The sequence below is a fragment of the Roseovarius sp. SCSIO 43702 genome (genome assembly GCF_019599045.1).
Taxonomy (GTDB): domain Bacteria; phylum Pseudomonadota; class Alphaproteobacteria; order Rhodobacterales; family Rhodobacteraceae; genus Roseovarius.
In genome coordinates this window covers 3,270,321-3,296,841 of record NZ_CP080623.1, presented here as the reverse complement: position 1 = coordinate 3,296,841, position 26,521 = coordinate 3,270,321, and the positions used below count along the sequence as shown (strand labels likewise).

Annotated in this window: 24 protein-coding genes; 20 read left to right on the top strand and 4 right to left on the bottom strand. The window is 67.1% G+C overall.

Annotation, left to right across the window (positions count from 1 at the left end):
- The first annotated feature begins 236 nt into the window (after positions 1-236).
- The 4 genes from K1T73_RS16165 to K1T73_RS16150 are packed head-to-tail and all read left to right on the top strand — an operon-like array spanning position 237 to position 4,153.
- Complete coding sequence (locus K1T73_RS16165; RefSeq protein WP_220601687.1) at positions 237-1,349, top strand: ABC transporter ATP-binding protein; 1,113 nt, start codon at positions 237-239, stop codon at positions 1,347-1,349.
- Entirely contained in the window at positions 1,349-2,278 is a 930-nt protein-coding gene (locus tag K1T73_RS16160) for an ABC transporter permease (protein WP_220601686.1), read from the top strand. The genes K1T73_RS16165 and K1T73_RS16160 overlap by 1 nt, the downstream gene beginning before the upstream one ends.
- Positions 2,278-3,084 carry an ABC transporter permease gene (locus K1T73_RS16155; RefSeq protein ID WP_220601685.1) on the top strand — a complete coding sequence of 269 codons (807 nt, stop codon included), beginning with the start codon at positions 2,278-2,280 and terminating at the stop codon, positions 3,082-3,084. Before K1T73_RS16160 ends, K1T73_RS16155 begins: the two co-directional genes overlap by 1 nt.
- Positions 3,085-3,118: 34 nt before the next feature.
- On the top strand, positions 3,119-4,153 hold the full coding sequence (locus tag K1T73_RS16150; protein ID WP_220601684.1) for an extracellular solute-binding protein: 1,035 nt from the start codon (positions 3,119-3,121) through the stop codon (positions 4,151-4,153).
- Positions 4,154-4,227: 74 nt separating this feature from the next.
- Here the strand turns inward: K1T73_RS16150 and K1T73_RS16145 are convergent, their stop codons facing one another.
- Positions 4,228-4,842, bottom strand: coding sequence for a GNAT family N-acetyltransferase (locus K1T73_RS16145; protein ID WP_220601683.1), 615 nt, complete (start codon positions 4,840-4,842; stop codon positions 4,228-4,230).
- 241 nt (positions 4,843-5,083) lie between these two features.
- Here K1T73_RS16145 and K1T73_RS16140 point away from each other — a divergent pair, with 241 nt between their 5' ends.
- The 13 genes from K1T73_RS16140 (at position 5,084) to K1T73_RS16080 (ending at position 20,525) form a co-directional block, all read left to right on the top strand.
- Complete coding sequence (locus tag K1T73_RS16140) at positions 5,084-6,211, top strand: PotD/PotF family extracellular solute-binding protein (RefSeq protein ID WP_220601682.1); 1,128 nt, start codon at positions 5,084-5,086, stop codon at positions 6,209-6,211.
- Positions 6,212-6,324: 113 nt separating this feature from the next.
- Positions 6,325-7,266 carry an ABC transporter permease gene (locus K1T73_RS16135; RefSeq protein ID WP_220601681.1) on the top strand — a complete coding sequence of 314 codons (942 nt, stop codon included), beginning with the start codon at positions 6,325-6,327 and terminating at the stop codon, positions 7,264-7,266.
- Positions 7,263-8,090 carry an ABC transporter permease gene (locus tag K1T73_RS16130; RefSeq protein WP_220601680.1) on the top strand — a complete coding sequence of 276 codons (828 nt, stop codon included), beginning with the start codon at positions 7,263-7,265 and terminating at the stop codon, positions 8,088-8,090. The genes K1T73_RS16135 and K1T73_RS16130 overlap by 4 nt, the downstream gene beginning before the upstream one ends.
- Positions 8,087-9,190: an ABC transporter ATP-binding protein gene (locus K1T73_RS16125; RefSeq protein WP_220601679.1), complete on the top strand. Its 1,104-nt coding sequence runs from the start codon at positions 8,087-8,089 to the stop codon at positions 9,188-9,190. Before K1T73_RS16130 ends, K1T73_RS16125 begins: the two co-directional genes overlap by 4 nt.
- 34 nt (positions 9,191-9,224) lie before the next feature.
- Entirely contained in the window at positions 9,225-9,884 is a 660-nt protein-coding gene (locus K1T73_RS16120; RefSeq protein ID WP_220601678.1) for a TetR family transcriptional regulator C-terminal domain-containing protein, read from the top strand.
- The gene (locus tag K1T73_RS16115; protein WP_220601677.1) at positions 9,881-11,932 is read left to right on the top strand and encodes an NAD(P)-binding protein; all 2,052 of its coding nucleotides are present in this window, start codon (positions 9,881-9,883) and stop codon (positions 11,930-11,932) included. The genes K1T73_RS16120 and K1T73_RS16115 overlap by 4 nt, the downstream gene beginning before the upstream one ends.
- Entirely contained in the window at positions 11,932-14,013 is a 2,082-nt protein-coding gene (locus tag K1T73_RS16110) for an FAD-dependent oxidoreductase (protein ID WP_220601676.1), read from the top strand. Before K1T73_RS16115 ends, K1T73_RS16110 begins: the two co-directional genes overlap by 1 nt.
- Positions 14,010-14,492 (top strand): hypothetical protein, encoded by a 483-nt coding sequence (locus tag K1T73_RS16105; protein ID WP_220601675.1) that lies wholly within the window; start codon positions 14,010-14,012, stop codon positions 14,490-14,492. The genes K1T73_RS16110 and K1T73_RS16105 overlap by 4 nt, the downstream gene beginning before the upstream one ends.
- Positions 14,489-14,674, top strand: coding sequence for a hypothetical protein (locus tag K1T73_RS16100; protein ID WP_220601674.1), 186 nt, complete (start codon positions 14,489-14,491; stop codon positions 14,672-14,674). Before K1T73_RS16105 ends, K1T73_RS16100 begins: the two co-directional genes overlap by 4 nt.
- Positions 14,671-16,626, top strand: coding sequence for an FAD-dependent oxidoreductase (locus tag K1T73_RS16095; RefSeq protein WP_220601673.1), 1,956 nt, complete (start codon positions 14,671-14,673; stop codon positions 16,624-16,626). Before K1T73_RS16100 ends, K1T73_RS16095 begins: the two co-directional genes overlap by 4 nt.
- A 99-nt stretch (positions 16,627-16,725) precedes the next feature.
- Complete coding sequence (locus K1T73_RS16090; RefSeq protein WP_220601672.1) at positions 16,726-17,553, top strand: DUF4328 domain-containing protein; 828 nt, start codon at positions 16,726-16,728, stop codon at positions 17,551-17,553.
- A 165-nt stretch (positions 17,554-17,718) separates the two neighbouring features.
- Positions 17,719-18,915: a kynureninase gene (gene kynU, locus K1T73_RS16085; protein ID WP_259400321.1), complete on the top strand. Its 1,197-nt coding sequence runs from the start codon at positions 17,719-17,721 to the stop codon at positions 18,913-18,915.
- Complete coding sequence (locus tag K1T73_RS16080) at positions 18,912-20,525, top strand: alkaline phosphatase family protein (protein ID WP_220601671.1); 1,614 nt, start codon at positions 18,912-18,914, stop codon at positions 20,523-20,525. The genes kynU and K1T73_RS16080 overlap by 4 nt, the downstream gene beginning before the upstream one ends.
- A 19-nt stretch (positions 20,526-20,544) precedes the next feature.
- Here the strand turns inward: K1T73_RS16080 and K1T73_RS16075 are convergent, their stop codons facing one another.
- From K1T73_RS16075 to K1T73_RS16065, 3 genes are all read right to left on the bottom strand, one after another.
- The gene (locus K1T73_RS16075; protein WP_220601670.1) at positions 20,545-21,981 is read right to left on the bottom strand and encodes an NAD-dependent succinate-semialdehyde dehydrogenase; all 1,437 of its coding nucleotides are present in this window, start codon (positions 21,979-21,981) and stop codon (positions 20,545-20,547) included.
- 108 nt (positions 21,982-22,089) lie between these two features.
- Positions 22,090-23,034: a LysR substrate-binding domain-containing protein gene (locus K1T73_RS16070; RefSeq protein ID WP_220601669.1), complete on the bottom strand. Its 945-nt coding sequence runs from the start codon at positions 23,032-23,034 to the stop codon at positions 22,090-22,092.
- 7 nt (positions 23,035-23,041) lie between these two features.
- Positions 23,042-23,824: an aspartate dehydrogenase gene (locus tag K1T73_RS16065; protein ID WP_220601668.1), complete on the bottom strand. Its 783-nt coding sequence runs from the start codon at positions 23,822-23,824 to the stop codon at positions 23,042-23,044.
- A 156-nt stretch (positions 23,825-23,980) separates the two neighbouring features.
- Here K1T73_RS16065 and K1T73_RS16060 point away from each other — a divergent pair, with 156 nt between their 5' ends.
- The 3 genes from K1T73_RS16060 to K1T73_RS16050 all read left to right on the top strand — a co-directional run bounded on the left by K1T73_RS16060 (position 23,981) and on the right by K1T73_RS16050 (position 26,504).
- Positions 23,981-24,934, top strand: coding sequence for a dihydrodipicolinate synthase family protein (locus K1T73_RS16060; protein ID WP_220601667.1), 954 nt, complete (start codon positions 23,981-23,983; stop codon positions 24,932-24,934).
- Positions 24,935-24,944: 10 nt separating this feature from the next.
- On the top strand, positions 24,945-25,829 hold the full coding sequence (locus K1T73_RS16055) for a DMT family transporter (RefSeq protein WP_220601666.1): 885 nt from the start codon (positions 24,945-24,947) through the stop codon (positions 25,827-25,829).
- Between the two features lie 111 nt (positions 25,830-25,940).
- Positions 25,941-26,504: a 3-hydroxyanthranilate 3,4-dioxygenase gene (locus tag K1T73_RS16050; RefSeq protein WP_220601665.1), complete on the top strand. Its 564-nt coding sequence runs from the start codon at positions 25,941-25,943 to the stop codon at positions 26,502-26,504.
- The last annotated feature ends 17 nt before the right edge of the window (positions 26,505-26,521 follow it).

The following is a 26,521-nucleotide window of genomic DNA, read 5'->3' as shown; positions in this document are numbered from 1 at the left end:
CACCCCTGGGTTGTGTCATGCGCCGGGACGATACACCATGAGGCGCGACTCGCCCAGTTTTCGGGCCGCACCCGGCTTAGCGACTGCCTAACCATTGGTTTCGCAAGGCCGACTTTCCCTTGAGATGCGGGGCCATATGCTCTGCCGGGCCGCGCCGGAGGGGTGCGACAACTTGACGTCCCCGGCCGGATGCCCGAGCGTGGAGCAGGCCCGGACAGGGGGCGAGAGGGAGAGACATGGCGAAGGGGGAGAGCCGCGTGACGGACGGCGAAAGGATTGCGGTCGACGTGCGCGACGCGGTCAAGAGATACGGCGATTTCACCGCGCTCAAGCGTATTTCGTTGTCGATCCGCGATAACGAGTTCTTCACCCTCCTGGGGCCGTCGGGCTGCGGCAAGACCACGCTCCTGCGCATGATCGCGGGATTCGAGGACGTGACCGAGGGGGCCATCTTCCTCTTCGGGGACGAGATCGAGACGCTGCCGCCGAACAAGCGCCCGGTGAACACGGTGTTCCAGAACTACGCGCTCTTCCCGCTGATGACAGTGCTAGACAACGTGAGCTTCGGCCTCGAGATGAAGGGCACCGGGAAGGCGGAGGCGCGGCGGCGGGCGGGCGAGATGCTCGAACTGGTGCAACTGTCGCAATTCGCGAACCGCAAGCCCGGCCAGCTTTCGGGCGGGCAGCAGCAGCGCGTGGCGCTGGCGCGGGCGCTGGCGCCGGATCCGAAGGTGCTGTTGCTGGACGAGCCGCTGTCGGCGCTCGATCTCAAGCTCCGGCAGGCGATGCGCTTCGAGCTGAAGGAGATCCAGCGCGAGACGGGGATCACCTTCATCTTCGTGACCCATGACCAGGAAGAGGCGCTGACCATGTCGGACCGGATCGCGGTCATGTCGGCGGGCGAGTTGCAGCAGCTTGGCGATGCGCGCGACATCTACGAGCGGCCGCACAACATGTTCGTTGCCGATTTCATCGGCGAGACGAACCTTCTGGAGGTCACGGTGGACCGGGTCGAGGGCGGCCGGGCGGAATGCCACCTGGGCGGCGGGCACGCGCTCACCTGCGACGCGGTCGAGGGGGTGGATGCGGGGCGCGAGGTGCACCTGTCGGTGCGGCCCGAGCGGCTTTACCTCTCGGACGCGCCGGTCGAGGACGAGAGCCTCAAGGGCACCGTGCGGCACAACATCTTCATCGGGACGGATATCCAGACGGTGCTCGACCTCGAGGACGGGCCGGTCATCTCGGTGCGCACGTCGAACTCGGATCGCGGCACGAAGCGCATCTTCGAGCCGGGGGCCACGGCCTATGTCAACATGGAGCGGGGGGCCGCGCGCCTCCTGGTGGACTGATGGCGGGAGGGGCGGCCACGGGCGGAACGGCGCGGACGGACACCTACGCGGAGGCGCGCTATTGGCTCTTGCTGCCGTCCTGGGTGGTGCTGGTGTGCATCGTGCTGATCCCGGTGCTGATGATGCTCGTCTACTCGTTCCTCACCAAGGAATTCCGGGGCGGCGTCATCTGGGAGTTCAGCCTGGCCGCCTATGACCAGTTCTTCTGTAGCCGGGGGCTCTTCGGCGACGAGCCGTGCCAGATCGAGTGGACCTATATCAACATCTTCTGGCGGTCGATCTGGCAGGCGGGGGCGGCGACGCTGCTCAGCCTCGTCATCGGCTTTCCCACCGCCTATTTCATCGCGACGCGGCCCGAGAACGTGCGGCCGGTCTGGGTCTTTCTCATCACGATTCCCTACTGGGTGAACCTCCTGATCCGCACGGTGTCGATGAAGTTCATGCTGCGTGACAACGGGCCGGTGAACGATCTGCTGCTGGCCACGGGTCTCATCGACGATCCCCTGCGGATCGTGAACACCAATTTCGCGGTGCAGCTCGGCCTGTTCTACAGCTACCTGCCCTTCATGGTGCTGCCCATCTATGCCAGCGTGGAGCGCTACAATTTCGCGCTGAGCGAGGCGGCGGCGGACCTCTACGCGAGCAAGTGGGTCACGTTGCGCCGCATCCTGCTTCCGGCGGTGAAGCCCGGCGTGATCGCGGGCTGCATCCTGGTCTTCGTGCCGTCGCTGGGCTCGTTCCTCGCGCCGGACCTGCTGGGCGGTGCCAAGAACTTCATGATCGGCTCGCTCATCGAGGAGCAGTTCAAGGGCAACGCGGGCAACTGGCCCTTCGGCGCGGCGGCATCGATGATCCTGCTGAGTTCGGTGCTGATCATTCTCATCGTCTTCGCCCGCTACCAGGCGCGCGCGCAGAAGGAGGCGACGTGATGGCCGCGCGCAACGACATCAAGCGCTATACCGGCTTCCTGCCGATGACGATCCTGTGCCTCGTCATCCTCTATGCGCCGCTGGTGGTGGTGACGATCTACTCGTTCAACGACAGCCGTTCGATCACCAACTGGGAGGGGATCAGCCTGCGGTGGTACGTGGACGTGTTCACCGGGCCGGAATCGGAGAAATACAAGCTTGCCGCGTGGAACAGCTTCACCATCGCGATCACGGCGGCGGCGACGGCCACGATCATCGCGACGCTGGCGGCCACGTCCATCGTCCGGGGCGGGCAGTTCCGGGTGCGGATGCTGTCGCTCGGCCTGATCAGCATGCCGCTCATGGTGCCCGAGATCGTCACGGCGGTGGCGACGCTCATCTTCTTCAACGCGATCGGGTTCACGCGCGGATACCTGACGATCCTGCTGGCGCATATCGCGTTCTGCATCCCCTTCGCCTACATGCCCATCGCGGCGCGGATGCAGGGGATCGAGGATACCTACGAGCAGGCCGCGCTCGACCTCTACGCGACCAAGCGGCAGGCCTTCACGCGCATCCTGCTGCCGATGATGATGCCGGGGATCATCTCGGGCTTCCTGCTGGCCTTCATCATCTCGCTCGACGATTTCATCATCACCAACTTCGTCAAGGGCGCCGGGGTCGAGACCCTGCCCACGGCGATCTTCGGCGCGGTGAAACAGGGGATCAAGCCCAACATCATGGCGATCTCGACCATGCTTCTGGGGGTGTCTATCCTGATGGTCACGATCTCGTATTTCGTGAGCCGGAAGGACAGGCTCACCTGATCCGAAAGAGAAAAGTTCAACAAGGAGGAAAGACATGAAGATCATGCTGAAGACCACCGCGACGGCCATGGCGCTCGCGCTTGGCGCGACGGCGGCGCAGGCGGAGGGCGAGCTCGTCCTCTATCACTGGTTCGAATACATCCCGCAGGAGATCCTCGACAAGTTCTCGGAGGAATACGACGTCGACGTCACGATGGACACGTTCGATTCGAACGAGGCGCTTCTGGCGTCGCTCAAGGCGGGCGCGATCGGCACCTACGACATCGCGTTTCCGGGCGACTACATGGTCAAGATCATGGCCAATAACGGCCTGCTCGACACGATCGAGGAGGGCGAGCTGGAGAACAAGGACAACATCCAGGAGGAATGGGCCGATCCGCCCTTCGATCCGGGCCGCAAGCATTCGATCCCCTACCAGTGGGGCTCGACCTCGTTCATGGTGAACCGCGATGTCTATGACGGCGACATCAACACCACCGACATCATCTTCAACCCGCCGGAGGAGCTGAAGGGCAAGATCAACGTGCTCGACACGCCCGGCGAGACGCTGACGCTGGCGTCGCTGCACCTGGGCATTCCGCAATGCACCACGGATCGCGACCAGCTCAAGGCGCTCAACGAGCTGGTGCTGTCGGCCAAGCCGTTCTGGGCCTCGTTCAACTCCGACACCGCGAAGGAGGTGCTTGTCTCGGGCGATGCGGCGGCGGGCATGATCTGGAACGGGTTCGGCGCCAAGGCGCGCGAGGAGGGGGCGAATGTCGAATACGCATACCCTGAGCAGGGCATGATCGTGTGGATGGACAACGCCGTCCTGCTCAAGGACGCGCCCAACCGCGAGAATGCGCTCAAGTTCATGGATTTCATCCTCGAGCCCGAGAACGCCGGCGCGATCACGAATTACGCGCGCTACAAGGCGGGCGTGAAGGGCGTGGACGAGTATCTCGACGAGGAGCTCAAGACCATGCCCGAGCAGAACCCGCCGGAGGGCATGAAGTCGGAGTTCATCGAGGTCTGCGACGAGGAGACCCAGAAGGTCTATGACCAGATCTGGACCAACCTGAAGAAGTGAGGTCGCGCAAGCGGTGATCTGTGGCGGGCCGTTCCGGTGGGGCGGCCCGCTTCGCGTTGCGGGACGACGTTCTTTCAGGGCTCCGGCTGCGTCGCCCCGTCGTGCCACTGGTCGCGGGTGAGCCGGAAGGCCGGGCAGGTCTCGCCATAGGCGCGGCGCGCGCCTTCGGGGATCATGCCGGACTTGACGAGGACGCGCTGGGACGCGGCGTTGTCGGGGTCGGTGATGGCGACGATTTCAGCAAGCGCCGTGCGGGTGAAGGCGAAGCGCAGGAGCGCGGTGCAGATCTCGGTGGCGAAGCCCTGGCCCCAGGCCTCGGGCAGGAGCATGTAGCCCACCTCGATCTCGGCATCGGGGTAGCGGCCGGGGTCGAGCGAGGCCCAGTCCGTATCCGGCGCGTCGATGGGCAGGGGGGTCAGGATGCCGTCCCCGATCGTCGCGCCGGTGTCGCGGCGCTCGACCGCCCACATGCCGAGGCGGCCGCCCGCGCCGCGCCGCGTGATGAGCGGCATGAGCGCGGCCACCTCGGCGGGGGTCTTGGGATCGCAGACATAGCGCGTGACACGGGGGTCGGTGAGCGTGGCGGTGGCGAGCGCGAGGTCGGTCTGCGCATAGGGCCGCAGGCGAAGGCGCGGCGTGTCGATCACGAGCGCCTCGTCGGGCAGGGGATCGGCGGGCATGTGCAACATCGTGACCCTCCCGCATGGCGCGAACCGGGTCCGGGCGATGCGTGTGCAGGTGGCGGCGCGCACCCGCGCCGGGAAAAGTTTTCTTGACAGGGCGGGGTTACACCGAATTGAATGAGTATTCAATCGGGCGGTCAGGGAGGGCCGTGCCGGTTTTCCACAACAGGCCGCCAGCGCGGGCATCCGCACTGACGGAGACCAGGGGCCGGGAGACGCCGGCCGCGACATAACAGGGAGTTACGACATGGATGTTCTGGATCAACTGGGTGCGGTCCGCGAAGGCAAGATGAGCCGCCGCGCCTTTACCCGCTCGTTGATGGCCGCGGGCGTGGGCATGGCCACGGTGCCGCTGGGGGCCAAGGCGCTGCGCGCGGCGGAAGGCGATCAGGCGACCTATTTCACCTGGGGCGGCTACGATATCCCCGAGTTCTTTGCCGAATACCGCGAGAAGCATGGCGGCGAGAACCCCGATTTCGCCATTTTCGGCGCGTCCGAGGAGGCGCTCACCAAGATCCGCGGCGGCTTCGTCGTGGACGTGTCGCACCCCTGCAACCAGTCGGTGCCGCGCTGGGCGGCCTCGGGCCTGTTCCAGCCCGTCGACCGCTCGCGCCTGACACATGGCGCGGACATCATCCCCGAGCTCATCGACCTCCAGGGCAACGATGCCGAGGGTGGTGGCAACTGGATGATTCCCTTCGACTGGGGCCAAAGCTCGATCACCTACCGCACGGACCTTTTCGAGCTCGAGGGCGAGGAAAGCTGGGACATGCTCTGGGACAAGCGCTACGAGGGGCGTCTCGGCAGCCTCGGCGCGGGAGCCGATGCGTGGTGGGTCGGCGCGATCAAGGCGGGTGTGCCGTTCGATCAGCTCGACACCGACGAGGCGTTCGAGAAGATCGGCGCGGTCATGCGCGAGCAGCGGCCGCTGATCCGCATGTATACCGACGACACGACGACCCTCGAACAGGCGCTGGCCTCGGGCGAGCTTGTCGCGGCGCTGACGTGGAACTCGTCGGCGGTGGAGCTTCAGAACGAGGGCGTGCCGGTCAAGTTCGCGCAACCCAAGGAGGGCGCGCTGACCTGGGTCTGCGGGCTGATGATCCACAAGGACGCGCCCAATCTCGAGGCGGCCTATGACGTGATCGACTCGCTGCTCAGCGTCGAGACCGGCAAGTTCCTGGTGGGCGATTACGGCTACGGCCACTCGAACGCCAAGACCTATGACGAGTTCGACGAGGAGACGCTGACGGGTCTCGGCCTGAGCAAGGATCCCACCGAGATCCTGAGCGCGGGCCATTTCCAGATCCCGCAAACGCAGGAGTGGGAATCGAAGATGAACGCCACGTTCGAGCAGATCAAGGCGGGTTTCTGATCCGCTTGGCGGGGCGGTCCATCGCGTCCGCCCCGCCATGACGCCACGGCCGGAAGGCGGCTTTCGGTCGCCCCCGAGCACCGTCCTTTTCCCGAGCGAAAGGCGATCCCGACATGAGCGACAGTCCAGCCCAGATTTCCGAAGCCGTCGAGAGGCCCGAGCCCAAGCCCGCGTCGCGCGGCGGCTTCTCCGGCCTGCTTCAGCGCAGCGAGGTGGCGCGGGGATACACGCTCATCAGCCCGACGCTTCTTTTCCTGACGCTGGGGATCGTGATCCCCTTCATCATCCTCGTCACCATGAGCCTCTGGACCGCGCAGGGCTTCGGCTTCGACATGACGCCCACGACGGCCAATTACGAAGCCGCGTGGAACCAGCCGCTTTACGGCGCGCTTCTGGGCCGGTCGCTCTGGATCTCGGGCTGGGCGACGGTGGCGACGGTCGTCCTGTCCTACCCGATGGCCTATTACGTGGCGTTTCACGTTCACCGCAACAAGATGCTGTGGATCGTCCTCATGACGCTTCCTTTCTGGACAAGCTACCTGCTGCGGGTCTTCGCGTGGAAGGTGGTGCTTGGCTACGAGGGGGTGATCAACTCGGCGCTGATGTCCGCGGGGCTGATCCGCGCACCGCTCGAGTTCCTGCTCTATAGCCCGAACGCGGTGGTGATCACGCTGGCCCATGCCTGGGCCGCTTTCGCGATCCTGCCGCTCTACGTCTCGCTCGAGAAGATCGACCGCTCGCTGCTGGAGGCGGCGACGGACCTGGGCGACGGGCCGGTCGCGCGGTTCTTCCGCGTCACCTTCCCGCTGTCGCTTCCGGGCGTGATCGCGGCGAGCCTGCTGATCTTCATCCCCACGACGGGCGACTACATCACGCCCGCGCTTCTGGGCGGGCCTGACGGGCTGATGATCGGCAACCTGATCCAGCTTCAGTTCGGGCCGGTCAACAACTGGCCCATGGGCGCGACGCTCGCGATCATCCTGATGCTCTGCATCGCGGCCATCGCGGGCATTTTCATGGTAACCACCAAGATCGTGAAGGACCGTATCCTGTGAGCGAGAAGAATTACATCAACCGCCCGAACAGGCCGTTGCAGATCTACGCGATCCTGTTCCTGATCTTCCTCTACGTGCCGGTCCTGTTCCTGCCGCTTTTCAGCTTCAACGACTCGATCTACGTGCGCTTCCCGCTGCAGGGCTTCACGCTCAAGTGGTATGGCGAGCTTTTCGAGCGCGAGCCGGTGTGGAACGCGCTGATGAACAGCGTGAAGGTGGGGATCGCCACGGCGATCTGCGCCACGGGCCTGGGCGTCTTCGCCGCGAAGGCGATCACGCGCTACCGGATGCCGGGCAAGGGGCCGATCGTGGGCTTCGTCATGCTGCCGCTGGTGGTGCCGGGGATCATCTTCGGCGTGGCGCTGCTGGTTCTCCTGAGCCAGATGGGCGTGCCGCTGAGCCTCTACACGGTGACGATCGGACACATGATCGTCTGCCTGCCCTTCGCGATCGCGACGCTTCTGCCGCGCTTCGAGGGGTTCGACGGCTCGATCGAGGAGGCGAGCGCGGATCTGGGCGAGAACGCGTGGTGGACCTTCTGGCGGGTGACCTTCCCGATGGTCTTTCCCGGCATCCTCGCGAGCCTGCTGCTGACCTTCACGATCTCGTTCGACGAGTTCATCATGGCCTTCTTCCTCACCGGGACGGAGCCGACGCTGCCCATGTATATCTGGGGTCAGCTTCGCTTCCCGCAGGAGTTCCCGTCGATCCTCGCGCTGTCGTCGATGATCATCGCGACATCCTTCGTGATCGTCTTCCTCGGCCAGTGGATCAACCGTGACGCCGCCTTCGGCGGCCCGAAAAAGGGCGAAAAGACCAAATGAGCGACAGCGCCTATATCTCCATCCAGAATGTCGACAAGTATTTCGGCAGTTTCCAGGCCATCGACGATGTGACCATCGATATCGCCGAGGCGGAGTTCTTCTCGCTCCTGGGATCGTCGGGCTGCGGCAAGACCACGCTTCTGAGGATGCTCGCGGGGTTCGAGACGCCGACCAATGGCGAGATCTACATCGACGGTCAGCCGATGACCTCGGTGCCGCCGCACCGGCGGCCGGTCAACATGGTGTTCCAGAGCTACGCGATCTTTCCGCATCTCAACGTGCGCGACAACATCGCCTACGGCCTGCGCCGCCAGAAGCTGAGCAAGGCGAAGCGCTACGAGATGGTGGACGAGATGCTCGAGCTGATCGCGCTGCCCGAGTATGGCGACCGCAAGGCCAACGAGCTTTCGGGCGGGCAGAGGCAGCGGATCGCGCTGGCGCGCGCGCTGATCCTGCGGCCCAAGGTGCTGTTGCTCGACGAGCCGCTGGGTGCGCTCGACAAGCAGTTGCGCGAGCAGATGCAGCTCGAGCTGCGCAGCCTTCAGCGGCAGGTGGGCATCACCTTCGTCTTCGTCACCCACGACCAGGAGGAGGCGCTGACGCTGTCGGACCGGATCGCGGTGATGAGCCACGGACGGGTGCTGCAACTCGACACGCCTTCGGGTCTCTACGAGCGGCCGAAGAACCGGCACGTGGCATCCTTCATCGGGACGATGAACTTCTTCGATGCCAAGGTGCGCGAGGCGAAGGGGCCGCAGGTGGTGGTCGAGGCCGAGGGGCTCGGCACGCTGACGGGCACGAGCGGGGAGCGGCATTTTTCCGAAGGCGACAAGGTGCAGGTGGCGATCCGGCCGGAGAAGTTCGTGCTGTCTGAAGAACGGCCCAACGGCGCGGGGCCCGCATACTCGGTGCAGGGGCGGATGGGCAACGCCGCCTACCTGGGCGAGCGGAGCCATTACTTCGTCGAGGTCGACGGCGCCTCGAAACCCATCGCCGTGTCGGAACAGAACACCGGCGTGCGCGTCGCGGGCGACGACTGGGACAGCGATGTCTGGCTGAGCTGGGACGAATCGGCGGTCGTCGTCCTCGCGCCGGAGTGATGCGGGCCGCGCCCGGAACCGAGGCGGGCTGGAGATGAGCAAGGCGAGCGTGAACCTCGACACGGGTCAAAGGCCCGTCCGCCGCACCGCGTCGCGCGAAGTGCGGCGCCGGCAGTTGATCGACGCCACCATCGAGTCGATCAGCCGGCACGGGATTCCGGGCACGACGATGACGACGGTGACGGGTATCGCGGGGCTGTCGCTGGGACTGGTGAATTTCCACTTCAAGACCAAGCGCGCGCTGTTCGAGGAGACGCTGCGCCACCTGGCGGATGAATACCTGCGCTATTGGCGCGGCGCGATCGCGGCGGCGGGCGAGGCGCCCGAGGCGCGGCTGGCGGCGATGGCACGGGCGCAGTTCCATCCCGATCTCTGCAACCGGCGCAAGCTCACCGTCTGGTTCGCCTTCTACGGCGATCCGGAGTTCCGCGGCGCCTATCGCGAGGTCATGTCGAGCGTCGACGAGGAGCGGTGGGAGGCGTCCTCGGCGCTGTGCGCCGAGATCTGCGAGGCCGGGGGCTATGACGCGGTGACGCCCCGCGACGTGGCGGTCACGCTCGAGGGAATGTATGACGGGTTCTGGCTCAACATGCTGCTTTATCCCGAGGAATTCGGGGCCGAGGATGCACGGGCGCGGGTGGCGGCCTACCTCGCCGCGATCTTTCCGCGGCATTTCGGAGCCGGCGCGGAATGAGCCGCGATCCGCGTTACGACGTGCTGTTCGAGCCGGTGCGCATCGGCCCGGTGACGGCGCGCAACCGGTTCTACCAGGTGCCGCATTGCAACGGGATGGGGCGGATGCACCCCTCGTCGGTCGCGCGGATGCGGGGCATCAAGGCCGAGGGCGGCTGGGCCGTCATCTGCACCGAGGAGGTGGATTTCCACGTCTCGGGTGAAAGCACGCCCTATAACGAGGGGCGGCTCTGGGACGACGCCGACATTCCCTACATGGCGCGGATGACCGACGCGGTGCACGCGCATGGCGCGCTCGCGGGGATCGAGCTTGCCCATCCGGGCGGGGCGGCGGCCAACCTCTACAGTCGCGAGGTGCCGGTGGGGCCGTCGGTGCGCCCGGTGGATGCGCATCTTCCGGTGCAGGTGCGCGCGATGGACCGCGCCGACATCCGCGAGATGCGCAGGTTGCACGTGGAGGCCGCGACGCGCGCGAAGCGGGCCGGATTCGACGTGATCTACGTGTATGCGGGGCACCAGCTGACCGTGCTCATGCATTTCCTGAGCCGGGCGCGAAACACGCGCAGCGATGAATATGGCGGGAGCCTCGAGAACCGTGCGCGCCTCCTGCGCGAGGTGCTGGAGGACACGAAGGAGGCCGTGGGCGACAGTTGCGCCATCGCGTTGCGGTTCGCCGTCGATGAGCTGAGCGGCCCGGCGGGGATCGAGGCCGGGAACGAGGGGCGCGACCTGGTGGAGATGCTGGCCGACCTGCCGGACCTATGGGATGTGAACGTCTCGGCCTGGGAGCATGACAGCCAGTCCTCGCGCTTCGCCGAGGAAGGCTTCCAGGAGGACTACACCCGGTTCGTCAAGGAGGTGACGTCAAAGCCGGTGGTGGGCGTGGGGCGCTATACCTCGCCCGACAGGATGGTGTCGCTCGTCAAGTCGGGGCACATGGACTTCATCGGCGCCGCGCGCCCGTCGATCGCCGACCCGTTCCTGCCGAAGAAGATCGAGGAGGGGCGGGTCGAGGATATCCGCGAGTGCATCGGCTGCAACATCTGCGTCTCGGGGGACCAGCAGGTCGCGCCCATTCGCTGCACGCAGAATCCGACCATGGGCGAGGAGTGGCGGCGCGGCTGGCATCCCGAGCGCATCGCGCGCGCGCACAGAAGGGAAAGCGTGCTGGTGGTGGGCGCGGGTCCGGCGGGGCTCGAGGCCGCGCGGGCGCTGGGGCAGAGGGGTTACGAGGTGACGCTGGCGGAGAAGGGCAGCGCGCTGGGCGGGCGGCTCCTGCGGGAGCGGGAATTGCCGGGCCTCAATGCGTGGTTCCGGGTGGTGGATTACCGCGCCTACCAGATCGGCCAGATGCCCAATGTGCAGGTCTATCTCGAAAGCGAGGTGGACGCGGCGATGATCGCGGAGCTTGCGCCCGATCACGTGGCGCTGGCCACCGGCGCGCACTGGGTGACCACCGGCGAGGGGCGGAGCCATGCGGGCCCCATCCCCGCCGCGAAGGGCATGACCATCCTCGGCCCCGATGACGTGATGGCCGGGAAGGCGCCCGAGGGGCCGGTCGTGATCTTCGACGACGATCACTATTACATGGGGGGCGCGCTGGCCGAGAAGCTGCGCGCGGAAGGTCATGCCGTCACGCTCGTCACGCCGGCGCCGGTGGTGTCGGAATGGACGCGGTTCACGCTCGAGCAGGGACGCATCCAGACGCGCCTCATGGAGATGGGCGTGCGCATCGTGCCCCTGCACACGCTCTCGGCGATCGCGGGGGACCGGGTGACGCTGGCCTGTGTCTACACGGGTCGCGAAACGCAGGTGGCCTGCGCCTGTGTCGTGCCGGTGACGATGCGCCGCCCCGAAGAGCACCTGTGGCACGCGCTGCAGGAGGCGGGGGCCGAAAATGTCACCCGGATCGGTGACGCGCTCGCCCCCGGCACCATCGCCGCCGCCGTGTGGTCGGGCCATCGCTATGCGCGCGAACTGGGCGAGCGCGCGGCGGACGCGGTGCCCTTCGCCCGCGAGATCGCCCAGCTCGCGCCGGAGGAGAGCTGATGCCCCGCGATACCACGCGTGATCCGCGCTATGACATCCTGTTCGAGCCGGTGAAGATCGGGCCGGTGACGGCGAAGAACCGCTTCTACCAGGTGCCGCATTGCACCGGCATGGGCTACCTGCGGCCGCGCACCCTGGCCGCGATGCGGGGGATCAAGGCCGAGGGCGGCTGGGGCGTGGTGTCGACGGAATACAACTCGATCCATCCCACCTCGGACGACCTGCCGCATCCGTCGGCGTCGCTCTGGGACGGAAGCGACGTGCGGGCGCATCGGCTGATGACCGAGAAGGTGCACGAGCACGGGGCGCTGGCGGCGGCCGAGCTCTGGTATGGCGGGGCGCGGTCGGCCAATATCCTGACGCGCGAGGTGCCGATGGACGTGGGCGCGATGCCCAACCTTGCCGGTCATCCGTTCCAGGCGCGGGCGATGGACAAGGCCGATATCCGTGACTTCCGCCGCTGGCACCGGGAGGCCGCGATCCGGGCGCGCGATGCGGGGTTCGACATCGTCTATGTCTATGCGACGCATACCTACCTTCTGTCGAACTTCCTGCATCCCCGGATCAACCGGCGCATGGATGAATATGGCGGCAGTCTCGAGAACCGCACCCGCCTTGTCCGCGAACTGATCGAGGAGGCGAAGGAGGCGGTGGGCGACCGCTGTGCCGTGGCCGTCCGCTTCGCGGCGGACGAGGAGATCGGCGAGGACGGCCGCCCCATCGCGGGCGAGCGGCGCGAGATGCTCGAGATGATGGCCGAACTGCCGGACCTGTGGGACATCAACATCGCCGACTACAGCCTCGAGATGGGTGTGTCGCGGTTTGCACGGGAGGGGGCGCTTGAGCCCTACATGACGTGGGTCAAGCAGGTGACGACGAAGCCCGTGGTGACGGTGGGCCGCTTCACCTCGCCCGACACGATGGCGGGATGGGTGCGGCGCGGCGTGGTCGATTTCATCGGGGCCGCGCGCCCGTCCATCGCCGACCCGTTCCTGCCGAAGAAGATCGAGGAGGGCCGCGTCGGGGATATCCGCGAGTGCATCGGTTGCAACATCTGCTACTCGGGCGACAGTATCGGCACGCCCATCCGCTGCACGCAGAACCCCACGATGGGCGAGGAGTGGCGCAAGGGGTGGCATCCCGAGCGGATGAACCCCAAGGGCGAGAGCGAGAGCGTGCTGATCGTGGGCGCGGGGCCTGCCGGGCTCGAGGCCGCGCGGGCGCTGGGCGAACGGGGATACCGGGTGATGCTGGCCGAGGCGGAGGAGCACCTGGGCGGGCGGGTCACGCGCGAGGCGACGATGCCGGGATTCGCGGAATATGCGCGCGTGCGCGACTGGCGCGAGGGGCAGATGCGCGAGATGGTGAATGTGGACATTTTCCGTGCGAGCCGGATGGGGGCCGAGGACGTGCTGGCCGTGGGCGCCGATCACGTGGCGCTGGCCACCGGGGCGCGCTGGCTTCGGGACCGGTTCGACGACGGCGTGCGCGCGGCAGTGGCCGGGGAGGGTGCGGCGATCTTCACCCCCGACGACATCCTGGCCGGGCGAATGCCCGAGGGCCGCGTCGTGGTCTATGACGAGGACGGCTATTACATGGGCGGTGCCGTGGCCGAGATGGTGCGCCAGGCGGGGCGGGGCGTCACGCTCGTGACCCCGCGCGACGCGATCTCGGACTGGGCCGGCAAGACCTCGGAGCGGTGGCGGGTGCGCGCGCACCTGATGGCGATGGGGGTGGACTGCGTGGTGTCGCAGGCGCTGACGTGGTTCGACGGGGGCGAAGTGCGGCTTCGGTGCCAATACACGGGTGCGGAAAGCGCGCGCCCGGCGGATGCGGTCGTGATGGTGACGCAGCGCGCGCCGGAGGATGCGCTGTGGCAGGCGCTCGGGGGGCGCGAGTTGCCCTTCACGCTTGCGCGGATCGGGGATTGCAACGCGCCCGCGATCATCGCGGCGGCGGTCTATGCCGGGCATCGCTATGCGCGCGAGTTGGACGAGGCGCCGCGCCCGTTGCGCCATGACCGCGTGGACGTGGGACGCACGGACGAGGGCGTGCATCTACGCGAGGAGGGCGAGCGATGAACGATGAACCTGTTCCCGGCCAGACCTATCTCGAGACGCTTCAACTTTATTACGAGGAGGAGATCGAGGGGGAGGCCTATTTCACCGCGATCGCCGAGCGGCTGGAGGGGGACGCGCGCGAGAAGATGCAGCTTCTGGCGGATGTGGAGACGCGCGCGGCGGAGGTGACCGCCCCGCTTTTGCAGCGACACGGCCTGACCCCGCGCCCGCGCGACGAGCTGCACGCAGAGGGGCGCAAGCAGGCGGCGTCGGTCGGGGCGGAGTATGACGCGCTGATCGCGCGCTGGCGCAGGGAGTTCCCGCGCTACATGGAGGATTTCGCGCGGCTCGAGGCGATGGCCCCCGAACGCGATCTGCCCGCACTGCGGGAACTGACGCGCCACGAGACGGCGGCGATCGCCTTCCTCGAGGCCGAGGCGAAGGGAGAGGCCGACAGCGCGCGCCACCTGCGCGCCTACCTGGAACGGGCCGCGCCATGAGGCGGGCGGCGCTTCTGGCGGGGGTGCTGGGCATGGCGGCGCTGGCGGCGGGTGTGGTGCTGATCACCCGGGGCGGCGGCGAGGTTACGGCGGAGCCGGACTACGGCTGCTCAAGTTGCGACGCGCGCAAGCAGGGGTTGGCGGAGAAGCGCGAGAAGCTGCGCGACGCGAGCGGGGAATGACGGCGCTCGGCCACCTCTTCTCGCCGCTGACGATCCGGGGGCAGACCATACGCAATCGTATCTTCTCGACCGGGCACATGACGGTGATGCTCGAGAACGGCCAGCCGACCGCGCGGATGGCGGCCTATCACGCGGCGCGCGCCGAGGGTGGGGCGGGGCTCATCATCCTCGAGGCTGCTCGGGCGCATCCTTCGGGCGACTCGGGCCGCGCTGCGATCGGGGCCCATGACGATGCATGCATCGCGGGATATGCCATGCTGGCCCGCGCGGTGCAGCCGCATGGCGCGCGGCTTTACGGGCAGCTGACGCATCCGGGCCGCGAGATGGGCCTTGCCGCGGACGGGACGCTGCCGGTGGCGCATGCGCCCTCGGTCGTGCCCAATGAGCGGTTCCACGTCATGCCGCGCGAGATGCCGGTCGCGATGATCCGCGAGATCGTCGCGGGCTTCGGCGCGGCGGCCGGGCGGATGGCGCGCGCGGGGCTTGACGGGATCGAGGTGGTGGCTTCGCATGGCTACCTCCTGAGCCAGTTCCTGAACCCGCGGATCAACCGCCGCACGGATGCCTATGGCGGCAGTGATGACAACCGCCTGCGCTTCGTTCGCGAGGTGCTGGAGGCGGTGCGGGCCGGGGCGGGTGACGGGCTGGTCGTAGGGTTGCGTCTTTCGGGCGAGGATCGCGATCACGACGGGCTGGAACAGGTCGAGATGGCCGATATCGCCGTGACGCTGGCCGGGGATGGCGTGCTCGATTACCTCAACGTGGCGGCGGGCACTTCGGCGGGCTTGGCCGGGTCGACGCATATCGTGCCGCCGATGGCCTGCGAGGTGGGCTATACCGCGCCGCTGGCGGCCGCGATCCGGGCGCGCGTGGACCTGCCGGTCTTTGTCGCCGGGCGGATCAACCAGCCGCAGGACGCGGAAGGGATACTGGCCACCGGGCAGGCGGATATGTGCGGGATGACGCGCGCGCTCATCTCGGACCCTGACATGCCCGCAAAGGCGCAGGAGGGGCGGTTTGACGATATCCGGGCCTGCGTCGCCTGCAACCAGGCCTGTATCGGGCACATGCTGAACGGCTATCCGATTTCGTGCATCCAGCGGCCCGAGACGGGGCGCGAGCTCGAGTTCGGGCGCATGGAGCCGGCGGAGCGGCCGCGCCGGGTGCTGGTGGCAGGCGGCGGGCCGGCGGGGATGAAGGCCGCCGTGACCGCGGCGCGGCGCGGCCACGAGGTGACGCTCTGCGAGGCGTCCGGGCGGCTGGGCGGGCAGGTGCACCTGGCGCAGGCGCTGCCGGGGCGGGCGGAGTTCGGGGGTGTGACGACGAACCTGGCCCGCGAGGTCGAACGCGCGGGGGTGGCGGTGCGGCTGAAGGCGCCCGTCACGCGCGCGATGGTCGAGGCGGAAGCGCCCGAGGTCGTGATCGCCGCCACCGGCGCGCGGCCCCATGCGCCGGCGATCGAGGGGGTGGACGAGGCGCATGTGCTGGATGCGTGGCAGGTGCTCGACGGGGCCAACACCGGCGCGCGGGTCGTGATCGCGGACTGGCGCGCGGATTGGGTGGGGCTGGGCCTTGCCGAGATGCTGGCGCGGAAGGGCTGCCACGTGCGGCTGGCGGTCAACGCGCCGATGGCGGGACAGGCGATACCGCAATATGTCCGCGACAAGTGGCTGGGCGATCTGCATCGGTTGGGGGTCGAGATCGCGCCCTACCTGCGGCTTTTCGGGGCGGACGGTGAAAGCGCGTGGTTCCAGCATGTCCTGAGCGGCGAGCCGGTGGAGATGGAAGCGACCGATACGCTTGTCACCGCCTTGGGTCACGCGCCGGACACGGCGCTTGCCCGCGCGCTCGACGGGTGGGCGGGCGAGTTGCACGAGATCGGCGACTGCCTGAGCCCGCGCACGGTCGAGGAGGCCGTGCTCGAGGGGTTGCGGGCGGGCGCGGCGGTCTGAGCAAGCCCGGATGCGGCGCCCGGCAAGCCAAGTCTTGATCGGGAGGCCGGGGCGCGCCATGATCCCGCGCGGGAGAGGGACGGAGAGGGGCCGAAGACCATGTCGAAAGCGATGGAAATCGCCGCCGAGAGGTTCGCGCGGGGCGAGATCACGCGCGCCGAATTCGAGGATATCCGCGAGGCGCTGGGCGCAGCCGTGGCGCGGGGCGGCGAAAGCGCGGTGGAGGCGGGGGCCACGGGCGCGCCCCTGCCCACCGGCACGCAGGCCGCCGCGCCGCTGACCGCCGCCGCGCCCGCTGGGCCGCGGCCCGCCGCGCAGGACGTCACCGGCATCGCCCGCACGCTTGCGATCTTCCTGCACGCGTCGGCGGGTGTCTCGATCATCGCGGCCGTGTTGATCGCGGTGCAGGGCACGCCCGAGGCGCGCTATGCGATGACGCTCGCGCTCGAGACAAGCCCCGGCCTGCTGGCGGTCACGCTTCTGCCCTCGATCGTGGCGACGGTGCTCTATCTCGTGTGGAAGAAGAAGAGCACCGACACGCTCGTGGCGCTCAGGGGGCCGCAATCGGTGACACCCGCGGGCGCGGTCTATTGGTATTTCGTGCCGGTGGCGTTCTTCTGGAAACCCTACGAAGCGATGCGCAACCTGGTCACGGGGTTCGGGATCACGCAGGATCGGCACTGGCTTCTGCCGCTCTGGTGGGGGGTGTTCTGGGGCAACGTGGCCTTCGGGCTGCTGATCGGGATGATCTTTGCCGAGGGTGTTTCGTCATCGTCGCAGGCGCGCGCCTACGTGGTCTTCTCGATGATGATGTACCTGGCCGGCGCGGTGTCGTTCTTCGTGACATGGATGCTGGTGGACGCGGTGACGACTGCCGAGCGCCGGTCCCTGCGCGACGCGGGGCATGTGACGGGGCGCAGCGCATAGCCCGGTGAGGCCGCGTCGCGGCGCCAACCTTCGCGGTGTGTCGCGGCGGTTCGCTATCAGCTTTTCGAATATCCATTTCCCCCGTGAGGCGACGCGCGGGACGCTCTTTTCGTGTACGTTGAGGCAGGCGATTGGCCGCGATTATTGCAACGTGAGGATGAGACATTGACCGATTTCGAGGCGATGCGCCGGCAATTCGACCTGCCGGAGGGCATGATCTATCTGAACGGCAATTCGCTGGGGCCGATGCCGAAGGCGTCCGTGCCGGCGATGACGGATTTCCTCAACGACGAATGGCGCACCGAGCTCATCAAGGGCTGGAACACGAAAAACTGGTTCATGCAGACCAACACGCTGGGCGACCGTGTCGGACGGTTGATCGGCGCGCCCGAGGGGACGACCGTTGTGGGCGATACCCTCTCGATCAAGGTGTTTCAGGCGGTCGCCGCCGGGATGGCGATGGTGCCGGATCGCCACGTGATCCTGTCGGACAATGGCAATTTTCCCACCGATCTCTACATGGTCGAGGGGCTGATCAAGCTGAAGGATGCCGGCTACACGCTGCGCACGCCGGACCCCGAGGATCTGATGGCCGGCATCACCGAGGAGGTCGGCGTGGTGATGATTACCGAGGTAGATTACCGCACCGGGCGGCGCCATGACATGCGCGCGATCATCGACAAGGCGCATTCCGTCGGCGCGGTCGTGGTCTGGGATCTGGCGCATTCGGCGGGCGCGGTGCCGGTCGATGTGGGCGGGTGCGACACGGATTTCGCCATCGGCTGCACCTACAAGTACCTGAATGGCGGGCCGGGTTCGCCCGCGTTCATCCACGTGGCGCCGCGCCTTCTGGATACGGTCGAGCCGTTCCTTTCGGGCTGGTACGGGCACGAGGCGCCCTTTGCCTTCGACACCGATTACCGCCCCATGCCCGGCCGGATCGAGCGGATGCGCATCGGCACGCCGTCCATTGCATCCTTCGTGCTGCTGTCGGGCGCGTTGGATATCTGGGACCAAGTGGACATGGACGCGTTGCACGCGAAATCGGTGGACCTGTCCGAGCTTTTCATCCGCGAGGTCGAATCGCGCTGTCCCGCGCTGAAACTGGTCAGCCCGCGCGACCCGATGGCGCGGGGCAGCCACGTCTCGTTTGCATACGAGAACGGCTATGCCGCGATGCAGGCGCTGATCGCCGACAACGTGATCGGCGATTTCCGGGCGCCGGATGTCATGCGCTTCGGCATCACGCCGCTTTTCATCGGGGAGGCCGAGATCCTGGGCGCGGTGGACAAGCTGGAGGCGATCCTGAAGGAGGAACGCTGGAAGGATGAGAGGTTCCAGAAGCGCTCGCTCGTGACATGACCGCGAAGAACATCCTTTTCATCATGTGCGATCAACTGCGGTGGGATTACCTCGGCTGCACGGGCCATCCGTCGATCCGCACCCCGAATATCGACGCGCTGGCCGAACGCGGCCTGCGCTTCGATCGGGCCTATGTGCAATCGCCGATCTGCGGGCCGAGCCGGATGAGCTTCTATACCGGGCGCTATGTGCGCAGCCACGGATCGACGTGGAACATGGTGCCGCTCAAGCTGGGTGAGCGGACGCTGGGCGAATACCTGCGCCCGCTGGGCCTGCGCACGGTGCTCTGCGGCAAGACCCACATGACCGCCGATACCGAGGGGATGGAGCGTCTGGGCGTGTCGAAGGCGTCGGAGATCGGCGCGCTGGTGGCGGAATGCGGCTTCGAGGTGTGGGACAGGCTGGATGGCGTGCATCCCACGGGGGGCAAGCAGCCGTCGCATTACAACGACTACCTCGCCGCCCAAGGGTACGAGGGCGAGAATCCGTGGCAGGACTGGGCCAATTCCGCCGAGGATGCGGATGGCGCGATCCTTTCAGGCTGGCTGATGAAGAACGCCCGCCGGCCCGCGCGGGTGCGTGCCGAGGATTCGGAAACGAACTACACCACTACTCGCGCCATCGAATTCATCGCGCAGGCGGGCGACGATCCGTGGTGCCTGCATCTGAGCTATATCAAGCCGCATTGGCCCTATATCGCGCCCGCGCCCTATCATGAGATGTATGGCGCAAACGATGTTCCCGCCGCCACCCGCGATGAGTCCGAGCGCGCGGATCCCCATCCGCTGCTCGCCGCCTACCAAGCGCATCGCACGTCGAAATGCATGTCCCGCGACGAGGTGCGCCGCGCGGTGATCCCGGCCTATATGGGGCTCATCACGCAGATCGACGACCAGATCGGGGTGCTGATGCGGCACCTCGAAGAGGCGGGAAAGCTGGACGACACGCTGATCGTCTTTACCTCGGATCACGGCGATTACCTGGGCGATCACTGGCTGGGCGAGAAAGAGCTGTTTCACGAGCAATCGGTGCGCATCCCGCTGATCGTGGTCGACCCGGACCGCCGCGCCGACGCGACGCGCGGGCAGGTCAATAGCGACCTTGTCGAGGCGATCGACCTTGTCCCGACCTTCATAGAGGCGTCGGGGGGCGCGGTGCCGGATCACATCCTCGAAGGGCATTCGCTGCTGCCGCTTCTGCACGGCGAAGGAGGCTGGCCGCGCGACATCGCCGTTTCGGAATATGATTTCGCCTTTCGCGAGGCGCGGGTGCTGCTGGGGAGCGCGGTGCGCGACAGCCGGGCGGTGATGCTCTTCGACGGGCGCTGGAAGATGGTGCATGTGACCGGCTATCGCCCGATGCTGTTCGATCTGGACAGCGATCCGCAGGAGTTCACCGATCTGGGTGACGATCCCGCCCATGCCGCCACGCGCGAGAGGCTGGGCGCCGCGCTGCTGCGCTGGACCGAGCGGCTGCGCAACCGGACCACGATGAGCGACGCGCGGGTCGAGGCGTTGACCGAGATCGAGATGGATGAGGGCATCTGGATCGGCTTCTACGACGAGGCCGATGTCGCGCGCGGCAAGAAGGCGCCCAAGGGCCGGTCCTGATCCGAACCGGCCCCCGTGCTCAGACGATTTCCATGCTGTGCGAGATGTTCTTGACGTTCATGTAATTCTCGAGCCCCTCGGTGCCGCCCTCGCGGCCATAGCCGCTGGACTTCACGCCGCCGAAGGGGGTCTCGGGCAGCGACGCCTCGAGCGTGTTGAACGAGATGTTGCCGGCCTCGACCTCGTCGGTCATCCGGTCGATATAGTCGGCGCGGTTGGTGAAGCCGTAGGCGGCGAGGCCGAAGGGCGTTGCATTCGCGTTGGAAATCGCCTCGTCCAGTGACGCCACCGGGTTGATGACGGCGAGCGGGCCGAAGGGCTCCTCCTGCATCACATTCGCGTTCTCGGGCACGTTGGCGAGGACGGTGGGTTCGAAGAAATAACCCTTGTTGCCGATCCGTCCGCCGCCGGTGAGCACCTCCGCCCCCTTGGCGCGCGCGTCCTCGACCAGGGCCGACAGTGCGGGCACGCGGCGGTCGTTGGCCAGCGGCCCCATCTCGACGCCGTCCTCGATGCCGTTGCCGACGACGGTGGCCTTGGCGCGCTTGACGAAGCCTTCGACGAAGGGCTCGAAGATGCTCTCATGCACGAAGAAGCGGGTGGGCGATGTGCAGACCTGCCCGGCGTTGCGGTACTTGCGGACGGCGCTGCTGATGGCCGCCTTCTCCACGTCGGTATCCTCGCAGACGATGACCGGCGCATGGCCGCCCAGTTCCATCAGCACGCGAGTCATGTTTTCCGACGCGAGCGTGGTCAGGTGCCGCCCCACGGCAGTCGAGCCGGTGAAGGCCACCAGCCGTACGGGTTCCTGCGCGATCAGGTGGCCGGAGATCTCGGCCGGTTCACCGAATACGAGGTTGAGCACCCCCGCGGGCAGGCCCGCGTCGTGGAACGCCTTCACGATATGCTGCGCGCCGGCCGGGGTTTCCTCGGCGGCCTTGAGGATGATCGAACAGCCGCTGGCCAGCGCGCCCGCGATCTTGCGGCAGGGCTGGCTCATGGGGAAGTTCCAGGGGGAGAGGCCCAGCACCACGCCCACCGGCTCGTGATGCACGATGTAGCGCACGCCGTGGGCCGAGGGGATGACGCGCCCATAGGTGCGGGTCGCTTCGCCCGCGTCCCATTCGATGAACTCGGCGCCCCGGATCACCTCGAGCCGCGCCTGTTTGAGGGGCTTGCCATGCTCGGCGGTGATGGATTGCGCGATCTCCTCCTGCCGCTCGCGCAGGAGCCGCGCGGCCTTGAGCATGAGATCGGCGCGGTCGCGGGGGGCGGTGCGGCGCCAGGTGCGGAACCCGTCCTCGGCCGCGCTCAGCGCGTCGTCGAGATCCGAGACACGGGCGCGGGGGAGGCGGCCGATCTCGGCCTCGGTCGCCGGGTTGACGACCGCCATGTCCTCGGGCGTCTTGCGCCATTCACCGCCGATATAGAGTTTGAGATCGGGATAGTTGCTCATGGGACCCTCTCGAAGTCATGCTGTCGGGACGAAGGTCACATATTCGCGGCAATTGGCTCAATTGAATTGAACGGATACTGGTATCGGTTTCCGTGATACCCCGGCAACTCACCTCGCCGCCGCCTCGTCGCGCAGGGCGGACAGGAAGGCGCGGCCTGCGGGCGAAAGGCTGTTCTTGCCGCGATAGGAGACGCCGACGGGCCGCCCGCCGAACGGCACGTCCCAGTCGATCGAGGCCAGAAGCCCGGCCTCGACGTCGAGCGCCGCCACGTGGGCCGGGAGCAACCCGATCAGGTCATGCGAGCGCAGAAGCGCGCGGTTGGCGAGGTAGGAGACCGACTCGATCACGATAGCGGGCAGGTATTGCCCCTGCTTGATGAAGAACTGGTCGGTCTGCCGCCGGAGCGTCGTTTCGACCGGGGGCAGGATCCAGCCATAGGGCTTGAGCCGCTCGAAGGAGACGTCGGCGGCCCCGGCGAGCGGATGCTGCGGGCCGGCGACGATCATCACCCGTTCGTCGAAGAAGGTCTCCTGCTCGATCCGGGCGCGGTGCCGGTGGCTGGGAAGGCGGCCGACGATCATGTCGATCTCGCCCGAGCGCAGGGCGGGCATCAGCGCCTCGTTGGTGCCCTCGACGATCTTGATCGCGACGTTGGGCCGGGTCTGCAGGAGCCGCTTGATGGCCCGGGGCAGGAGGTTGGGGGAGGCGGCGAGCAGGGTGCCGACGACGACGCGGCCGCTGTTGCCCTCGTTCAGGTCATCGAGCTCCTGCGCGGCGGTCGAGACCTGCGCGAAGATGAGCTTGCCGTGCCGGATCAGCGCCTCGCCGAAGACGGTGGGCACGACGCCGCGATTGGTGCGCTCGAAGAGCTGAACCTCGAAGTCGATCTCGAGATCCTGGATCATCTTGGTCGCGGCGGGCTGCGAGATGCCCAGATCGCGCGCGGCGTGCTGGATGTTGCCATGTTCGCCCACCTTCACCAGCAGGCGAAGCTGACGCAGCTTGAGGCGCGTAAGGGCGCGGTCGACGATGCGGGTGTGGTTGGAGACCATGCGTGCCTCAGGTCGTGACCGGGGCGCGGCGGCGCTCGATGGCGGCGATGACGCTCATCGCGGCGAGGGCGGAACTGCGCGGGTTGTCGGGCAGGGCCTTGCCCTCGATACGGAAGCTGAAGCTGCCGAAAGTGCCGGAGGCGTGGATCTCGTGGATATTGGCGGTCACGTCCGGATCGGCGATCAGCCGCGCGCGGGTCTTGTCGAAGCCCATCCCGGCGAGTGCCACGGCGGCGGCGACATTGGCGTTCTTGGGATACTCCGTTGCCGCCTGCCGTGCGGTACCGTCGAAATGGGTGGCGGCGGCGGTCAGGCGGTCGAGGTCGATGCGGTCCTCCGCCGGGGAGCCGCGCCAGCCCGCGGGGGGTTTGCGGCCCGTGTAGGTGACTTCGGCGAGCCCGCCCACCCGTGCGGCCTGCAGGCAGTCGAGCGCGCCGATGGCGCCGCTTGCGAGGTGAAGCTGCGCGGAGCCGGATCGTGCCGCGTCGGTGAGGGACCGCTCCAGGTCCGGGTCGGCCAGCGCGCCGAGTGACACGGTAATCAGGTCGATGCCGCGCCCGAGGATCGCCGCGCCGTGTTCGATCAGCGCCGCGTGCCCGGCGCAATCGACCATCAGATCGAGATCGGAGGGTAGATCGGCCACGCTCCCGACGCGGCGGACGCGCGTACCGTTCGGCCCGTCCAGCCGCGCGGGCCGCACGAGCACCACGTGCGGGCCGTACCCGGCCGCGCCGAGCTTTTCCGCCACGAAACGACCGATGGCACCTTCGCCGACAAGTCCGATCTTCATAAGCGTCTCTCCTCACCCGGAGTCTATAAATGAAACTCCAGCGCGATTGCTATAGTATTTTTGGATAGCCAATTCAGGCCGTTCCGATTGGCATTCATGCGATCCGGGCGTTTTAGTGGTGGCGAAGCAACCGCCACGATCCTTCGGAGCCCTACCATGGAATATGCAAAGCACGAGGCCAAGGCCCATGCCCGCGAGACGATGCGGGGCATCTGGGCCGCCGCGCTCAACCCGTTCGACGATGACCTCGCGCTCGATGAGGCGGGGCTGCGGCGCAATATCCGTCACTGGATCGACGACCTGGAGATCCGGGGCCTCTTCATCGCGGGCAAGCAGGGCGAGTTCTGGTCGATGTCCGTGGACGAGCGCAAGCGCAACATGAGCATCGCCGCCGACGAGTGCGCGGGCAAGGCGGGCACGATCATGTCGATCTCGGACCAGAACGTCGATACCGTGCTGGAGCTTGGCCGCCATGCGCAGGAGTGCGGCGCGGATTACGTGGTGGTGCACGCGCCGATGCTGAGCTTCTGCCATGAGCGCGACGAGGTTCTCTACAACTATTACAAGTATCTCTGCGACCGTCTGGATATCGGCATCGCCATGTGGAGCCATCCCGACAGCGGCTACCTGATGGAGCCCGAGACCTGCGCGCGCATTGCCGAGCTGCCCAATATCATGGCGATCAAATACTCGGTCCCGCGCGAGATGTATGCGCGGCTGACGAAGATGGTGGGTGACAAGATCCTGGTCTCGACCTCGTCCGAGGAAGAATGGCTCGACAATATCGAGGAACTGGGCTGGCAGCTTTACCTCTGTTCCTCGCCGCCCTACCAGTTGCAGACCGCGAAGGACCGCCGGATGCGCGAATATACCGAGCTGGCCTTTGCCGGAAAGTTCGACGAGGCGCGGCGCGTGCGCGACAGCCTCGACCCGGTGCGCGACGCGATCAAGCGCACCAGGCCCGGCGGCAAGCCCACGGCGCATGGCAAATACTGGCAGGAATTGCTGGGCCAGGTCGGCGGGCGCGTGCGTCACCCGATGCTGGAACTGACCGACGCGGAAAAGGCCGCGACGTCGAAAGCCTTCGAGAATTGCGGCCTGAAACTCTGATGCTTGCGGCATGACCGGCGAAGGGTTCGCGCTCCTCGCGGCCCTGTCCTACGGGCTGGCCGGGGTCACGATCGTCAGGGGCAAGGCCTCGGCGCGCGGCGACAACGGCGTGTTCCTGTCGGTCGTGCTGACGGCGGCGGTGTCCGGCGCCCTGTGGCTGGGCTGGGGGCAGGTCCGTCTCGCGGCGGTGGCGAGCCTCGACGCGGTCGAACCCATCGCCGTCTTTCTCGCGGCGGGGCTCTTCTCGATGGTTCTGGGGCGCACGACGATGTACCGCGCGACCGAGCAGATCGGCCCCGTGGCGGCCAGCCTGCTGCGGCGCCTGACGCCGGTGATCGCGCTGCCGATCGGGGTGGTGTTCCTGGCGGAGTTTCCCGCCGCGCAGACCTATTTCGGGGCCGGTCTGGTGATTGCGGGTGTGATGCTCCATATCGGCCGGCCCGCGCGGACACCGGGGGACGGCCCGGGGCTCGGCTGGCTTCTGGGCGTCGGGTCGGCGGCGTTCTACGCGGTCTCCTACGTGCTGCGAAGCCACGGGCTCGATCAGCTTCCCGACGCTGCGTTCGGCACCTTCATCGGCGCGCTGGCGGGCCTTGCGTGGATGATGGGTGCCGCGCTGACCCGCGCCGGCGGTCCCGCGCGGTTGCGCCGGTTGCTGACCGACCGGGGGCCCTGGCACTGGCTCACGGCGGCGGCACTGAGCGCGGGGCAGATATTCCAGTTCTTCGCGCTGAAATCCGCCCCGGTCGTCGTGGTCGCGACGCTGGGGTCGCTCGAAGTCTTCTTCACCGCCCTTCTGGGTGTGGTCCTGATCGGGGCCGGGGCCGTGACCGCGCGGCGGATATGGCTGCCCGCGCTCCTTGCCGTCGCGGGCACGGTCCTCCTGATGTCATAGCATCCCGCTATCGGGATAACCGATAACGGATTTCCCGGAATTCATTATTTCTTCGGGGCAAGTTGACTTACGCTTGCCTCTGGAGATGCAGTGCCAGCCGGAGGAAAGCACATGTCAAATCACCCGACACTCAAGCCGTTCAACTTCAAGAAATGGGTGGAGGAGAACGCCGACAAGTTGCGCCCGCCCGTGGGCAACCAACTGCTGCACAAGGAAGGCGACATGATCGTCATGGTCGTGGGCGGCCCCAACACCCGCGTCGATTTTCACGACGATCCGGTCGAGGAATGGTTCTTTCAGCAGAAGGGCGACATGATGCTGAAGATCGCCGATGGCGGGAAGATCTATGACGTGCCGGTGCGCGAGGGCGAGGTTTTCATGCTGCCGCCGCATGTCCGGCACGCGCCCCAGCGTCCGCAGGAAGGGTCGATCGGGATCGTCGTCGAGGCCCCGCGTCAGCCCGGAATGACCGAGGGGTTCGAGTGGTATTGCTTCAACTGCGAGGGCCTCGTGCATCGCGAGGAAGTGACGCTCGACGGGCCGGACGGGATCGTGACGGCGCTGCCCAAGATCTACGACAAGTTCCACAACAGCACCGAGGCGCGGACCTGCCCCGGTTGCGGCGAGGTCCACCCCGGCAAGGGCAAGCCGCCCGCCGACTGGGTTCAGCTCTGACCGAGCATGCCCGGGGG

What these genes read in the sequence shown, in the direction of transcription:
- K1T73_RS16165 (WP_220601687.1), top strand. Translation starts at nt 237, where the DNA reads ATGGCGAAGGGGGAGAGCCGCGTGACGGACGGCGAAAGGATTGCGGTC.
- K1T73_RS16160 (WP_220601686.1), top strand. Translation starts at nt 1,349, where the DNA reads ATGGCGGGAGGGGCGGCCACGGGCGGAACGGCGCGGACGGACACCTAC.
- K1T73_RS16155 (WP_220601685.1), top strand. Translation starts at nt 2,278, where the DNA reads ATGGCCGCGCGCAACGACATCAAGCGCTATACCGGCTTCCTGCCGATG.
- K1T73_RS16150 (WP_220601684.1), top strand. Translation starts at nt 3,119, where the DNA reads ATGAAGATCATGCTGAAGACCACCGCGACGGCCATGGCGCTCGCGCTT.
- K1T73_RS16145 (WP_220601683.1), bottom strand. Translation starts at nt 4,842, where the DNA reads ATGTTGCACATGCCCGCCGATCCCCTGCCCGACGAGGCGCTCGTGATC.
- K1T73_RS16140 (WP_220601682.1), top strand. Translation starts at nt 5,084, where the DNA reads ATGGATGTTCTGGATCAACTGGGTGCGGTCCGCGAAGGCAAGATGAGC.
- K1T73_RS16135 (WP_220601681.1), top strand. Translation starts at nt 6,325, where the DNA reads ATGAGCGACAGTCCAGCCCAGATTTCCGAAGCCGTCGAGAGGCCCGAG.
- K1T73_RS16125 (WP_220601679.1), top strand. Translation starts at nt 8,087, where the DNA reads ATGAGCGACAGCGCCTATATCTCCATCCAGAATGTCGACAAGTATTTC.
- K1T73_RS16120 (WP_220601678.1), top strand. Translation starts at nt 9,225, where the DNA reads ATGAGCAAGGCGAGCGTGAACCTCGACACGGGTCAAAGGCCCGTCCGC.
- K1T73_RS16115 (WP_220601677.1), top strand. Translation starts at nt 9,881, where the DNA reads ATGAGCCGCGATCCGCGTTACGACGTGCTGTTCGAGCCGGTGCGCATC.
- K1T73_RS16110 (WP_220601676.1), top strand. Translation starts at nt 11,932, where the DNA reads ATGCCCCGCGATACCACGCGTGATCCGCGCTATGACATCCTGTTCGAG.
- K1T73_RS16105 (WP_220601675.1), top strand. Translation starts at nt 14,010, where the DNA reads ATGAACGATGAACCTGTTCCCGGCCAGACCTATCTCGAGACGCTTCAA.
- K1T73_RS16100 (WP_220601674.1), top strand. Translation starts at nt 14,489, where the DNA reads ATGAGGCGGGCGGCGCTTCTGGCGGGGGTGCTGGGCATGGCGGCGCTG.
- K1T73_RS16095 (WP_220601673.1), top strand. Translation starts at nt 14,671, where the DNA reads ATGACGGCGCTCGGCCACCTCTTCTCGCCGCTGACGATCCGGGGGCAG.
- K1T73_RS16090 (WP_220601672.1), top strand. Translation starts at nt 16,726, where the DNA reads ATGTCGAAAGCGATGGAAATCGCCGCCGAGAGGTTCGCGCGGGGCGAG.
- K1T73_RS16080 (WP_220601671.1), top strand. Translation starts at nt 18,912, where the DNA reads ATGACCGCGAAGAACATCCTTTTCATCATGTGCGATCAACTGCGGTGG.
- K1T73_RS16075 (WP_220601670.1), bottom strand. Translation starts at nt 21,981, where the DNA reads ATGAGCAACTATCCCGATCTCAAACTCTATATCGGCGGTGAATGGCGC.
- K1T73_RS16070 (WP_220601669.1), bottom strand. Translation starts at nt 23,034, where the DNA reads ATGGTCTCCAACCACACCCGCATCGTCGACCGCGCCCTTACGCGCCTC.
- K1T73_RS16065 (WP_220601668.1), bottom strand. Translation starts at nt 23,824, where the DNA reads ATGAAGATCGGACTTGTCGGCGAAGGTGCCATCGGTCGTTTCGTGGCG.
- K1T73_RS16060 (WP_220601667.1), top strand. Translation starts at nt 23,981, where the DNA reads ATGGAATATGCAAAGCACGAGGCCAAGGCCCATGCCCGCGAGACGATG.
- K1T73_RS16055 (WP_220601666.1), top strand. Translation starts at nt 24,945, where the DNA reads ATGACCGGCGAAGGGTTCGCGCTCCTCGCGGCCCTGTCCTACGGGCTG.
- K1T73_RS16050 (WP_220601665.1), top strand. Translation starts at nt 25,941, where the DNA reads ATGTCAAATCACCCGACACTCAAGCCGTTCAACTTCAAGAAATGGGTG.